Consider the following 13129-nt stretch of genomic DNA (forward strand, 5'->3'; position numbering starts at 1 on the left):
ATGGCTGGACGCAGAACCCATGAGCAGCAATTGCGCATCATTGAAAAGCGGGAGAACACGAAGGGCGCCGGCAAGGATTTCGACGCAGAGGCGGATTTGAAGCGATCAGCAGCGGAACGTGAAGCGCTGCGCAAGGGCTCGGAAATCAGGCCTGAGACACCCGATCTTGTCGATCCTGACGACCGCAACATCCTTCGCGGCGAAAATCAGGAGAGCGTTCATCACAAGAACCGCCCCGACGACTGAGTCCCGAGGACTGACCCCCGACGGCTAGCCACTGCGTCGTCTCACACGAATTGGAGAAAGCCCATGGCAAAAGGTAGCAAGAAGCACATCGGAGTGGGTTCGCAGGGGAAGGGTTCTGGTACAGGTGCCATGACCACGACCCCCAAGGATAAGATCGAGGAAAACCAAGTCCTGTCCAACCGGGACAAGGCCCAGCACCAAAGGAACGCGGTCTGGATTCCAAGCAGGTCGCGACTGAGCAGCGCCAGGATCACGCTGCCAATCGTTTGCGGGACTGACGGCTGATCCGCCGTGTGGCGCGGTCGTCTGCCCTCCAGGGGAGGGCACGGTAACCGTGCGGTTCAGGCCCATTCGCCACTGAAAAGCGGCTCTAGCGGATGGCGAGATTTGGCCATTTTGAGTTCGCGCAGCATCTCTGAATGGCGCTCGTCCTCCTTCTCGACGTCGAGCTCGACATTGTATGCCTTTTCCGGATCGGTTCGCGCGCCGACAAGTATGAATTCGGCGCCCTGCACGTCGAGCAGCGTTATGTCCTCGCGAGCGAATCTGCGGCCGCGGAATTCCCGCTGAAGCCTGTCTGGATAGTCCGGCTCCTGAGCCTGTCCCAATCCAAAACCGGGAGGGCTGGGCTTTTCGGGATTCTTCACCGAAAGCGCGAAGCTTGCCTGCGGTGCGATCTTGAAGGCGCGTTGCACCTTGGATGGTCGCTCTGGAAGCTCGAGTGCGTAGCTGAGATGCAATTGTCCATTGAGCAGCGCGACAAGATAACGGCCTTCGCCCGCCGGGCGTGCTGCGGGCAGGCGCTGGCGGCCGCGCGTCTTGGTGTCATACCTCTCTTCGCGAAGGTCCTTTTCCAACGCGGCGGCGGAACCTGCAATCGCGCCGACGAAACCCCAGTTACGCTCGTGCTCATGCGCATCCGGCAGCCGCTTGCGCCCGACAACGAGAAGCCGCACCTTCGTCGCGTGCTCCGGCCGCAGCATGACGAAGAAGCGCTGCACGTCGGAAAGACTTTCTGGATCGGTTTGGCCCACCCTGGGCCGGTAGAGAAAGAAAATATCGCCGCGCTCGACGATCTCCATCTGTTGTCGGTCCTTGCTGACCATGGCGTGCTCCTTCGGCTGGTGGCGATGAGCTAGGGCTGGCGTCGCAGAAATGCGGCTAAACAAACGGTTAGAGCGGGATGCGCGGTCCAGCTAAGGCATCCCGCTCTAACCGGCTGATCGCATCGACGATTTCCTCTCGAACTGCTCTGCCTGCTGCAGCAGCCGGACCACCTCCACGTCCGTGGTCTGCGCGAAATCCTCATAGTACTGGCTCACGGCGCCGAACGGCTCGGGCGTGGCGAGACAGACCACTTCGTCGACATCGGCATTTATCAGATCCAGCGTGTCCTGGGGTGCTACCGGAACGGCCAAGACAACATGCGCGGCGCGATCCTTCCTTAGCGCCTTGAGCGCCACTCGGACCGTTCCTCCGGTCGCTATGCCGTCATCGACAACGATGACTGTCCGGCCCAGCACCGAAGCCGCGGGCCTGCTGCCGAGATAGAGCTTTCTGCGGCGCTCGATTTCAAGCAGTTGCCGTTGTTTCTCCGCCTCGACGTATTCGTCTGACGGCTGGATCAGAGCCATCGCCTCCTCGTTGAGGACGAGCTGCGGATTCTCCCCGTCGACGACCGCGCCGATGCCATATTCGGAATGGCCCGGCGCGCCGATCTTGCGCACAAGCAGCACGTCGAGCCGGGCACGGAGTGCCTTCGCCACTTCGAAGCCAACCGGCACTCCGCCGCGCGGCAGCGCCAGCACCAGCGGATCGCTTGCCGCAAACCCGGTCAAAGCGGCGGCAAGCTGGCGCCCCGCATCCGTTCGATCCCTGAATTTTGGCGCGTCGAAGATCATTGTCTTCACCTTTCCAAGGACGGGACCTGGGATCAGTGCAGAGCTCGTGTCTAGATGTTCGCGGTCTGCTGCGTCTTGTCGAAAACATCCGGGCCGGTTGCACTCATCATCCTCGCCCAAAATTCACCTTGCTGGCGAAACGGCGATCGGAGGCAATTGTTTCGTCTCACCTTGGTAAAAATTGCCGCGGCCGTCGTGAAGCCGCGTCTATCGGGCCCTTTGCATCTGCGGGATTTCGGCAACTTGTCGAAATCGGCCATTCTCCACCACATGGAGCGCCGTGACGGCGGCCAGGTTGTCGCCTTTTTTGTCCCACTGCACGGGATCGCCATACGCAATGCCTTTGAAGCGTAGCTTTCGCATCGCAGTCAGAACGTCGCGCCGGCTCGGATTTCCTTTGGATTCAGCGATCGCGTTTTTGATTGCGGCGATCAGCACGCGGGCTGAATCGTAGGAATTCACGGCATAGTTGCCGATCGGTCCAAACCGCGCGGCATAGCGCGCGGCGAAATCGCTTGAACCAGCGACCCTACCCACTTCGGGCGTGGCGGACAGCACGAGAACGCCTTCACCCAATGTCGCCGTTTCGCCCGCAGGCTCAAGGAAATTCACCGCGTCCCAACAGCCGTCACCGCTCGCAAAAAGCTGATGGAGACCCGCGCGCCGCATCGCTCGCAGAATGAAAGCACCCTCGAAACTCCCGCCGTAGAACAACAGATCGAAATCGGCCCGCAGGGATGCGACCAGCGGGTCAAAATCGCGACTGCCTTCGCGAACCGTTCGCCGCTCGGCGATGCGGCCTCCGAGCGACAGAAATGCCCGCGAAAAAGCGATGCCCATGCTGTGGCCGTACATGGTTTCGGTTTCGGCCAGGACGGCGCGGCGCTTGCCCAAGACGTCGTAGAGATGACGGGCAATGGCTGCTCCGGTCTGGTCGTCCCGGTTGGTGAAGCGAAAGACATTCGGAAGAGAGCGCTCGGTGAGCGCCGTGTCGGAAGCGATCGGCGTGATCATCGGGAGGTCGTGGGCGGCATAGATCTCCGCTGCAGCGATGGTGACATTGCTGTTGTAGTGACCAACGACGCCAAGCAGATCCGGCTGGTTGCAAAAGTCGTCCGCGACTTGCCGCCCGGTATCGACCTTTCCCTGATCGTCCGCACTCTCAACCATGATGGGAAGGCCTGCAATGCCGCCGTCCGCGTTCTGCTCCTCGACCGCGAGCTCGATCGCCTGCTTCATCTCGGCGCCGAGCGCTGCCGCGTTTCCCGACAATGGGGCGCCGATTGCGATCCGGATCGCTTCCGACATTGAAATGGTCCTTGCTGAGGCCGAGCTGTTTGTCTGTTCCGAACTGCGCTTGCGCTCATCGGTTCCGTCTCGAGCCGGAAAAATGATGGATTCTTGCTGGCGAGTCTTGGGCGCGCGAAAAAAACGCTGCTGGAACAATCGATCGCCCTGGCGCGTTCGACTGTTTTACACCTGCCCCGGGGGTCCTTGATGGCGCCACGTCCTTTTTGGAAAGGCTATCTGAAGCTTTCGCTGGTGACCTGTCCGGTCGCGATGACGCCCGCAACCACCGAGAGCGAAAAGGTCCGGTTCCACACGCTCAATCGCAAGAGCGGGCATCGGGTCGTCAGCCAATATGTCGACGCCGTTAGCGGCAAGCCCGTTGCTGAAGACGACGAGGTGAAGGGGTATCAGCGCGGTGAGGACGAATACGTGCTGCTCGAGGACGATGAGATCGACGCGGTCGGGCTGGAGAGCACGCGCACCATCGACATCGATATGTTCGTCAATGCCGACAGCATCGGCTGGATTTGGTACGACAAGCCCCATTATCTCACTCCTGACGACCCGGTCGGAGAGGAGGCATTCTCGGTCATTCGCGACGCCATGCAGTCGACAGGGACAGTCGGAATATCGCGACTGGTCATGTATCGCCGCGAGCGCGCCGTCATGCTTGAACCACGAGGCAAGGGCATCGTGCTGTGGACACTGCGCTATGGCGACGAGGTTCGCGATCCCGAGGACTATTTTGGCAAGATCAGCGAAGCCAAACCCGACTCGAAAATGATGGATTTGGTCTCGACCCTGATCGATGAGCGAACCAAGCAGTGGGATCCCGCCATGACCGGAGATCCCGTCCAGGCGCGGCTGCTGGAGATCATTGCCTCGAAGAAGAAGGGCAAGAAGCGCCCGGCCAAAGCCAAGGCCGAGCAACCGCCGCCCAGCAACGTGATCAACATCATGGATGCGCTGCGCAAGAGCATCGGCTCGGAGGCCGGAAAGCGAAAATAGGCGTCTGAGAGGAGGCTGGGTCGGGGACAAAGGCAGCACGATGAAGGTCATCCCCCGCAATCCTGCTTTCGACAGCACCCGCCGATGACCCGCGGTTTCCCCCTGCCGCTCGATACGCCTCCGATGGAAGCCAAGGCGGCTGATGCGATTCCCGAAGGAGAGGGATGGCAATACGAGCGCAAATGGGACGGTTTTCGCTGCCTGGCATTCCGGCAGGATGACGCCGTGGAGTTGCGCGCGAAGTCAGGCAAGCCGCTCGGACGCTATTTTCCCGAACTAGTCGCGACATTGAAGGAACTGCCGTCGCGCCGTTTTGTCGTCGACGGTGAAATCGTCATCTCGGTCGACGGCAAGCCATCGTTCGACGCCCTCCAGATGCGGCTTCATCCCGCCGAGAGCCGGATCCGCAAGCTGTCCGCGGAAACCCCGGCGCACATCGTCCTGTTCGACATGCTCTGCGACCAGCACGGAACCGTCTTGTTGGCCCGGACACTGGAAGAACGACGCGCGACGCTTGAAGCTTTCGTCGCCTCGGCAAACCGCGAGAACATCGTGCTCTCACACTGCACGCGCGATGTGAGGGAAGCCCGCTCCTGGCTGGGGGATGCCGGACATGGGGAGACGGACGGGGTGGTCGCCAAGCGGCTGGACGATCCATACCAGCCGGGCGTGCGCGCGATGGTGAAGGTAAAGCGGCTGCGGTCGGCCGATTGCGTGGTCGGCGGCTTTCGCTATCTCAGCAACAGCCGGCAGGTCGGTTCATTGCTGCTGGGCCTGTATAATGAGGCCGGCAAGCTCGACCACGTCGGCTTCACCTCGACCATCGCCAAGGACGACAGGGCTGAGCTTACCCGCAAACTCGAAGCCATGCGCGAGCCACCCGGCTTCACCGGAAAAGCGCCGGGCGGGCCGAGCCGCTGGAGCACCGAGCGCAGCGGCGAATGGGAGCCGGTCCGGCCCGAATTGGTGGTCGAAGTACGCTTCGATCATGTCACCGGCGACCGTTTCCGGCACGGCACCAAGTTCCTGCGCTGGCGGCCGGACAAGGCTCCGGAGCAATGCACGTTTGAGCAGATCGCCTGAGTCCCTGCGGCGCGTGCTCTCCGTATACGGTTTTCAAGCCGCTTTCTTGCGCCGGCTTCCCGGTTCTTCGATCGGCGCTGCTGCTGCTCGAAAATCCTGCCAGGGATCCGACGACAGCGAGGCAAGCCGGGTTGGTGTGTTCTCGACCGTAAAATAGGCCGGTCCGATGCCGGGGCCGAGTTCGTCCCAGGCAAGCGGCATCGACACCGACGCACCCGGTCGTGCTCTTGTCGAATAGGGGGCGACTGCGGTCGCACCGCGCTGGTTGCGCAGATAGTCGACGAGAATTTTTCCGCGTCGTTTGGACTTGGTGATGGTCGAGACGTAACGGCCTGGGCTGTCGGACGCCATGGAGTCGGCAATCGCCTTGGTGAAGGCCTTTACGACAGGCCATTGCGCTTTCGGCTTCACTGGCGCCACGACGTGAAGGCCCTTGCCGCCGGAGGTCTTGATGAAGGGGACAAGCCCTGCATCCTTCAGCCGGTCGCGCGTCTCGACGGCGGCTTCGATCACCGCCTCCCAGCTCACGCCCTCGCCAGGATCGAGGTCCATGATGATCGTGTCTGGACGCTCCCAATCGCTCACCAACGAGCCCCAGGGGTGGATCTCCAGCGCCGCCGACTGGACAAGGCCGATCAGCCCATCGAGATCATTGATGCTGATCAGCCGCTCGTCGGGCGGGTCCTTGGGATCGTGGACCAGCACGATGTTGGGATTGAGACCCTTCCAGGCATGCTTCTGGAAGAACTGCTCGCCCGAAATGCCGCTTGGGCATCGCACCAGCGCTAACGCCCGGCCGACGATGTAGGGCGATGCATGGCGCCAGACTTCGGCATAATAGTCGGCGAGACCTTCCTTGGTCACGCCCTGGTCAGGCCAATAGAGGCGGTCGGGATGGGTGAGCTTGACGGTCCGGCGCTGAGGTTTGGGTGCTGCCTTGTTCGTCTTCGGCGTTTCGCGGATGATCTCCTTCGCCGGTTTGTCTTCTCGCAATCCGCGGAACGAGGCGTGGCGCAGATTGCCGTCGGCGGTCCAGGCCCGGAACTCGACTTCGGCGACGAGTTCAGGCCTGACATAGCGGGCTTGCCGAGCCTCCTCGGCGCTCAGCCGCTCATCGAACGGGCTTGACGGAATGCGTATCCGCTCGAGCTTCTTGAACAGGTCCTGTGCGACTGCTGCCGTGTAGCCGGTGCCGACGCGTCCGACATGATGAAGCTTACCATCGTCATAGACACCCAGGACGAGCGAGCCGATCGCATTGCGCGAGGTTGTCGAGGGGACGTAGCCGGCCACGACAAATTCCTGTCGCGCCGAGCATTTCGATTTCACCCAGTTCTTGCTGCGGCCCGCGCGGTAAGGCGCATCGCGAAGCTTGGAGACAACACCTTCCAGGCTCAGCCGGCAGGCGTGTCGCAGGACCAGCGTGCCATCCTCCTCAAAATGTCCGCTGTAGCTGATGATGCCGTTATCACTACCAATGACCTTTTCCAGCAATTGCTTGCGCGTGATCAACGCAACGTCGCGCAGATCGTACCCGTCGAGATGAAGCAGGTCGAAGACGTAGAAGCGAAAGCGATCGCTGCGGCCCTCGCTGAGGTCGGCTTGCAACGCGGAAAAATCCGACGCGCCGGCGGATGTCTCGACCACGAGTTCACCATCGATCAGCGCCGTCCCGACAGGTATATCGGCCAGCGCCGAAATGACCGCCTTTCCGAACTTCTTCGTCCAGTCGAGACCGCTGCGCGTCAACAGTTTGACGCGCCCGGCTTCGATCCGTGCCTGCAGCCGGTAGCCGTCGAATTTGATTTCGTGCAGCCAGCGTTCTCCGGACGGCGCGGACGAAACGAGGGTCGCCAGCGTCGGCTCGACGAAATCGGGAAGCGCTGCCTTCTTGGCACCCTTGATCTTTGACGGCTCCGGAACGCCAACGGTGGCGGGCTGCTCTTCCGGGGGAGCGGCCCTCGTGCGGCCGCGGTGCTTGCCAATGCGCCCCGTCTTCGACGACCAGCCGGGCGCTTCTCCGGCGACATCCTCGATCTTGCGGCCGGTGGCGACGGATTCCGGCCGCTCGTCCAGAATGTCAGGATCGCCTTCCGTGCGCGCGGCGTCATCGTCGCCCTTGATCAGCAGCCAGTTCTCGCGCTTCTCCCGCGGCTTTCCGGCCATCCGCACAAGATGCCAGCGGCCGCCAAGCTTCTCCCCGTGAAGTTCGAAATCGAGATGGCCTTTTGCATAGCCGCGATGCGCGTCGCCGATCGTCGTCCAGGTGCCTCTGTCCCACAGGATGACGGTGCCGCCGCCATATTCGCCCTTCGGGATGGTGCCTTCGAAACCGCCATATTCCAAGGGATGATCCTCGACATGAACGGCAAGGCGCTTCTCGCCGGGGATCAGGCTCGGCCCTTTGGTGACGGCCCAGCTCTTCAGGACGCCGTCCATTTCCAAACGGAAATCATAGTGGAGCCGCGTCGCATCATGCTTCTGTATGACGAAGCTGTTCCCCGTCCTCGGCGCCTTGCGGCCCTGCGGCTCCGGGGTGACGGAAAAATCGCGCTTCTTGCGGTAGGTCTCGAGCGCCATCGGTCAGCCGGCCTTCCGACGCGGCGCTGTCTGCTTCGGCTTCGCGTGACGAGCCGGCTTTGATTTTGCCGCGGGTTTTCTGGTCGAGGGCGGCTTGCCGCCACCGCCGGCACTCTGGCGCAGCGCGTCCATAAGATCGACGACCTTTTCCCGCTTGGGCTGCTTCGGAACTGCGATCTTCTTGCCTTCGAGCTTTGCCTTCACAAGCTCGGCCAGCGCTGCCTCATAACGGTCGTCGAATTTGGTCGGATCGAATTTGCCCTTCTTGGTCTTGATGATGTGTTCGGCCAGTTCGAGCATCTCACCCGTGATCTTCATGTCGGGCACGTTGTCGAAGGCCTCCTCTGCCGAGCGCACCTCGTAGTCGAAATTCAGCGTCGTTGCGACCAGCCCTTCGTCATAGGCCCGGATGAGCAAGGTCCGGACGCGCCGGAACAGGACGGTCTGGGCGATCGCGGCGACTTTCTTCCTGCGCATGCCTTCGCGGATCAGCCCAAATGCTTCTTCCGCGTGTTTGTCCGGCGGGGCCAGATAATACGGCTTGTCGAAATACACGTCGTCGACATCGGAACAGCCGATGAAGGCCGAGACGGACAACGTTTTGTCGCTCTCGGGGACGGCGGCTGCGACCTCATCGGGTTCGAGCACGACGTAGTCACCCGCGCTGATCTCATAGCCTTTGACCTGATCGTCCTTCTCGACGGATTTGCCGCTATCGCTGTCGACGAACGCGCGATGCACCCTATGTCCCGTGGCGCGGTTTACCGTGTGGAAGGCGATCCGTTCTGAAGTCGAGGCAGCCGTATAGAGCGCCACCGGACAGCTAAGTTCTCCAATTTTCAGGAAGCCCTTCCAATTTGCTCTCGGCGCCAAGACAACAGCCTCACTGTCACAAGCGTTTGCACTGGAAATGCAACGTGGCGGCGCGCAGATTTGTTCCTTGGTGCCTACACGGCGATGATCGGATGCCTGGCCTACAGACAAACCGTTCCGCTGCAACCAAATTCATGACCCGCCGTTGTCGAGCAGGAAGGGAGCGGTTGGCCATGACGAGACTATCATTGACGAGACTGTCGTTTTTGTCGGCTCTGGTTGCGGCTCTGGCTTTAGCGGGCTGCAGCAACGAGGCCGAACCGACACAGGGCAGCACCAGCAGCACTGAACCGACTCAGAGCAACACCAACACCGTCGAGCAAAGTCCCGAGGTCGACAAAGATCCTACGCCCAAGTCGTCGACGGGCGGCGATCAACCCGGTACGCCGCCGGCGCAATGAAACCGGTCAACCGACCGGTTCTACGAGGAAGCCGTCTCTTCCCGGATGCATTCTCGACGCAAGGGCGCCGGGTTTCAACCCGACCGGCTCTGCTCGACCAAATGGTAGCTATACCGATCTCGAATGAACGCGTTGAAGAAGCGGCCTTTTGACGGGGCTTTGCGGAATTCAGTGTAAGTCTGCGGCGGCACGTCGTCGTAATCGTAGCGATTCCCACTTGGAACAAACCATACGGAGAGGGTCCTCGTCGCCGGATCGTAATTGATGCTTTGGATAGCAGTTGAAGGCATTTCCCAACACTCGACGCGTCTGGGCAATAACCCGCCCCGGCGATCCAGGTTCCGCCTCGTAAAGATAGGAGGCGATGATCCGGCCGGCTCGGCGCCTCCAAGACCTTGCCGCCACCGGGCGGCTTCACCAATTAGGATTGATGCCACCGCTCAAAACCAAGCAACCGGAAATCGCCGGCCAAGGCGACCTGTTTGGCGCGCCCGATTTTCGTACGCTCGACGATCTGCCGGAGGGATTTCACTACCAGCCGGAGTTGATCACGGCGGAGGAAGAGGCTGAGCTGGTGCGGCAGCTCGAAAGTCTCGCCTTCCAGCCTTTCGACTTTCATGGCCACCTCGCAAACCGGCGCGTCGCCGGTTTTGGCCTGCGCTACGATTTCGACCAACGCAAAGTCGTCGCGGCGCCGCCGATCCCGGCTTTTCTGATGCCGCTTAGGGAGAAGGCGGCAGCATTTGCGCGGCTGCCCGTCGACGCTTTCGTGCAGGTCTTGATCAACGAGTACCGACCCGGCGCCGGTATCGGATGGCATCGCGACAAGCCGCATTTCGATGCCGTGGCCGGCGTTTCCCTTCTTGCGCCATGCAGCTTTCGGCTGCGCCGGAAGAACGGCACGAGATGGGATCGCGAGACCATCATCGTCGAGCCAAGGTCTGCTTACCTGATGACGGGCCCGGCGCGCACCGAATGGGAGCACAGCATCCCTCCGGTTGCCGCGCACCGCTATTCGATCACCTTGCGGAGCCTGCGGCCGCAACGTTCGCTTCCGTCGAAAGGGGTGGTTCGATGACAAGGATCGAGACCGGCTCCTGTTTTTGCGGTTCGATAACGGCTGAGATGCATGGCGACCCGTTCTGGATTTGCTCCGATCACGACGACGATTGCCGCAAGGCCATAGGGAGCCCGCTGACCGTCTGGGTCGGCTATCGACCGGCGCAATTCAGATTGCTGACCGGCGCGCCGAAGACGTTCTCAAGGACTGAAGGCGTGCTCCGCACCTTCTGCGCCGATTGCGGCACATCCATAGCCTATCTCGACCAAGGGCTTCCCGAAGAACTCTATCTGACGATCGGCTTCTTCGACCACCCCGAACGCTTTGCGCCGCAGGCTCACGCCTATTGGGACATGAAGCTGCCGTGGGTGGAATTTCCCGACGATCTGCCGCGTGTGGAAAGATATTCAAGGCGGCGCGATCCGGCGATCGGAAATCCAGCCGATCGGTAACCGGCAAAACGCCGCCGATGGAACCCGAATGACCCTAGCCGAATTGAATTGCGATCAGCTCGTAATCCAAACACCAGCGGCGATCAGGGTTTACCGATGTCTCTTATCCCAGTTTGGCAAGACATCGCCGCGCGCTTGCTTCTGACCGTGCTCGCCGGTTCATTGATCGGCCTCGACCGGGAGGCGCGCGGACAGGCGGCCGGCCTCAGGACAACGATCCTGGTCGGGCTGGCGGCTGCGATCGCAATGACACAGGCCACTATTCTGCTGGGGGTTGGCGGCAAAGATCCGGATTCCTTTGCCCGGATGGACGTTCTGCGCTTCCCCCTGGGCGTGTTGACAGGCGTCGGCTTCATCGGCGGTGGTGCTATTCTTCGCCGCGGCAGTCTTGTCAGCGGCGTCACCACGGCAGCGACGTTGTGGATGATGACAATGATCGGATTGGCTTTCGGGGGTGGCCAATACGCCTTGGGCGCGGCCGGGACGGCGCCGACGCTGGTCATTCTGCTCGTGTTGAAATGGGTCGATCTGGTGATACCGCGCGAACACCATGCTGTGTTGGCGCTCACCTGGAAGGCGGCGGATCATGAAGAGCTTGACGCAATCGTCGGCCCTTCCGGTTATCGGCCACGCCTGGTTGGAATGGAGCGGCGCCCGGATCGCGACAACCCCGTGATGTCGTTCGAAATCAGTTGGAGGCGGCCTGACAGGGCACCGCCGCCGACGGATTTGTTGGCATTGGTCGGTGAGCATTGCGAGATCGAGAAGTTTGATCTCCTCAGCGAAGCGCGATAACCGCTGCATTGATTGCTAAGTGAGCCGGGATTGCCAGGTGGGCCGGGCACCAAGGCCGGCAGCATCGGCTGCACGAAACGGGCATGATCGCTTCTTCACGCTGCTTTCGATACCTATCTGTCGAGTGCAAGGCGTATATCGGGAATAGGCAAGATTTGGCACAACGATCGGGAAGCGCAGACCTTCCACTTCATGGCGGACGCGTGCCGAAATGGCTTGGCGACCGTATGACGCGCCTTGGCGCGGTCATGTGCGAGGCGATCATTCACCATTACGGTCGCGAGGAGCTGCTGCGCCGGTTGGCGCATCCCTTCTGGTTCCAGTCGTTTGGCGCCGTCATGGGGATGGACTGGCATTCCTCCGGCATCACCACCAGCGTCATCGGCGCCCTGAAACGCGGGTTGGCTCCGCTCTCCGGCGAGCTCGGTATTCACGTGTGCGGCGGCCGCGGCGCGCATTCGCGCAAGACCCCGCACGAGCTTGCGGTCATCGGCGAGCGCGTCGGCCTCGACGGAACAGGCTTGGCAACGGCCAGCCGGCTCGTCGCCAAGGTTGACAGTGCCGCTGTTCAGGACGGCTTCGATCTTTATCTGCACGGCTTCATCGTGACCGATGACGGCGACTGGGTCGTGGTGCAGCAGGGCATGAACGGCGACAGCAAGGTGGCACGCCGCTATCACTGGCTGTCCGAAGGCCTGAAGAGTTTCGTCGACCAGCCGCATGCCGCCATCGAGGGCGCCAACCAGGGCGAGATCGTCAACCTGACCGACCGCCGCGCCGACGCTTCGCGCAAGGGGCAGCTGGAGCTCCTGCAGGATCTTGGACCGGATCGCATCCTGAGGGAATTCGCCGCGCTTGAGCATGACGTGGCTGCCGCGCCGGAGCCCGACCAGCTGATGCTGCCGCACCTGGTCATGCCGGCACACCACGACGTTCGCGAAAGCGATGTCGTCATGCGCCGTCTTCATGGGAACATGGCGGCGGCTGCGGAGCGTGGCCCCGCTGATTTCTCCGAGCTTCTCCTAGTCCCCGGCGTCGGCGCGCGCACGGTGCGGGCGCTGGCGCTGGTGGCCGAGGTTCTGCATGGCGCGCCATGCCGGTTTTCCGATCCCGGCCGCTTCTCGCTGGCGCATGGCGGCAAGGACAGGCATCCGTTTCCTGTGCCGCTGAAGGTCTATGACGAGACGATCGGCGTGCTGAAGTCCGCCGTCCACAAGGCCAGGCTCGGCCGCGACGAAGAAATAGGTGCCTTGAAGCGGCTGGACGACCAATCGCGGCAGGTTGAGCGCTATGTCACGGGCCCCAGCCTGAAGGAAATTATTGCCGGAGAGTTCGACCAATCGCATCTGCTCGGCGGTCGCAGCGTGTTCGGCTGGGAGCCCGCACCCGAGGCGCCCGCGGACGTCAGGCAAGTCAAACAAAAGGGATAATCGGGCCGAA

The 13129-nt window shown here is 61.8% G+C and carries 14 protein-coding genes; 8 read left to right on the forward strand and 6 right to left on the reverse strand.

Annotated features, from left to right (window positions below):
- Window positions 1-246: a hypothetical protein gene (locus tag RPG13_RS15235; RefSeq protein ID WP_292503526.1), complete on the forward strand. Its 246-nt coding sequence runs from the start codon at window positions 1-3 to the stop codon at window positions 244-246.
- A 341-nt stretch (window positions 247-587) separates the two neighbouring features.
- On the opposite strand, the gene RPG13_RS15245 is transcribed toward RPG13_RS15235, so the two are convergent.
- The 3 genes from RPG13_RS15245 to RPG13_RS15255 all read right to left on the reverse strand — a co-directional run bounded on the left by RPG13_RS15245 (window position 588) and on the right by RPG13_RS15255 (window position 3455).
- A complete protein-coding gene (locus RPG13_RS15245; protein ID WP_337125420.1) occupies window positions 588-1352 on the reverse strand; it encodes a hypothetical protein in 765 nt (254 codons plus the stop codon).
- Between the two features lie 105 nt (window positions 1353-1457).
- Entirely contained in the window at window positions 1458-2147 is a 690-nt protein-coding gene (locus RPG13_RS15250; protein ID WP_095486450.1) for a phosphoribosyltransferase, read from the reverse strand.
- A 207-nt stretch (window positions 2148-2354) separates the two neighbouring features.
- Complete coding sequence (locus tag RPG13_RS15255) at window positions 2355-3455, reverse strand: branched-chain amino acid ABC transporter substrate-binding protein (protein ID WP_292710663.1); 1101 nt, start codon at window positions 3453-3455, stop codon at window positions 2355-2357.
- 189 nt (window positions 3456-3644) lie between these two features.
- Between RPG13_RS15255 and ku (RPG13_RS15260) the strand changes: the two genes are divergently transcribed.
- Window positions 3645-4445, forward strand: coding sequence for a non-homologous end joining protein Ku (ku, locus tag RPG13_RS15260; protein ID WP_126102992.1), 801 nt, complete (start codon window positions 3645-3647; stop codon window positions 4443-4445).
- 84 nt (window positions 4446-4529) lie between these two features.
- On the forward strand, window positions 4530-5528 hold the full coding sequence (locus RPG13_RS15265; RefSeq protein WP_337125421.1) for an ATP-dependent DNA ligase: 999 nt from the start codon (window positions 4530-4532) through the stop codon (window positions 5526-5528).
- Between the two features lie 33 nt (window positions 5529-5561).
- Here the strand turns inward: RPG13_RS15265 and ligD are convergent, their stop codons facing one another.
- Both ligD and ku (RPG13_RS15275) read right to left on the reverse strand, forming a co-directional pair.
- On the reverse strand, window positions 5562-8108 hold the full coding sequence (gene ligD, locus RPG13_RS15270) for a DNA ligase D (protein WP_095486454.1): 2547 nt from the start codon (window positions 8106-8108) through the stop codon (window positions 5562-5564).
- A 3-nt stretch (window positions 8109-8111) separates the two neighbouring features.
- Window positions 8112-8981 carry a non-homologous end joining protein Ku gene (ku, locus tag RPG13_RS15275; RefSeq protein ID WP_095486455.1) on the reverse strand — a complete coding sequence of 290 codons (870 nt, stop codon included), beginning with the start codon at window positions 8979-8981 and terminating at the stop codon, window positions 8112-8114.
- 173 nt (window positions 8982-9154) lie between these two features.
- Here ku (RPG13_RS15275) and RPG13_RS15280 point away from each other — a divergent pair, with 173 nt between their 5' ends.
- The gene (locus tag RPG13_RS15280; RefSeq protein WP_095486617.1) at window positions 9155-9382 is read left to right on the forward strand and encodes a hypothetical protein; all 228 of its coding nucleotides are present in this window, start codon (window positions 9155-9157) and stop codon (window positions 9380-9382) included.
- 74 nt (window positions 9383-9456) lie between these two features.
- Here RPG13_RS15280 and RPG13_RS15285 read toward each other — a convergent pair whose 3' ends face one another.
- Complete coding sequence (locus RPG13_RS15285) at window positions 9457-9672, reverse strand: KTSC domain-containing protein (RefSeq protein WP_095486456.1); 216 nt, start codon at window positions 9670-9672, stop codon at window positions 9457-9459.
- Window positions 9673-9812: 140 nt separating this feature from the next.
- On the opposite strand from RPG13_RS15285, the gene RPG13_RS15290 reads away from it, so the two are divergent.
- From RPG13_RS15290 to RPG13_RS15305, 4 genes are all read left to right on the forward strand, one after another.
- Complete coding sequence (locus tag RPG13_RS15290) at window positions 9813-10460, forward strand: alpha-ketoglutarate-dependent dioxygenase AlkB (RefSeq protein ID WP_337125422.1); 648 nt, start codon at window positions 9813-9815, stop codon at window positions 10458-10460.
- Window positions 10457-10894, forward strand: coding sequence for a GFA family protein (locus RPG13_RS15295; protein ID WP_126102989.1), 438 nt, complete (start codon window positions 10457-10459; stop codon window positions 10892-10894). The genes RPG13_RS15290 and RPG13_RS15295 overlap by 4 nt, the downstream gene beginning before the upstream one ends.
- 135 nt (window positions 10895-11029) lie before the next feature.
- Window positions 11030-11689, forward strand: coding sequence for an MgtC/SapB family protein (locus RPG13_RS15300; protein ID WP_441338310.1), 660 nt, complete (start codon window positions 11030-11032; stop codon window positions 11687-11689).
- Between the two features lie 155 nt (window positions 11690-11844).
- On the forward strand, window positions 11845-13119 hold the full coding sequence (locus RPG13_RS15305; RefSeq protein ID WP_126102988.1) for a DUF763 domain-containing protein: 1275 nt from the start codon (window positions 11845-11847) through the stop codon (window positions 13117-13119).
- Window positions 13120-13129: the final 10 nt, after the last annotated feature.

This window comes from Mesorhizobium sp. ISC15 (assembly GCF_037162615.1).
GTDB lineage: Bacteria > Pseudomonadota > Alphaproteobacteria > Rhizobiales > Rhizobiaceae > Mesorhizobium > Mesorhizobium mediterraneum.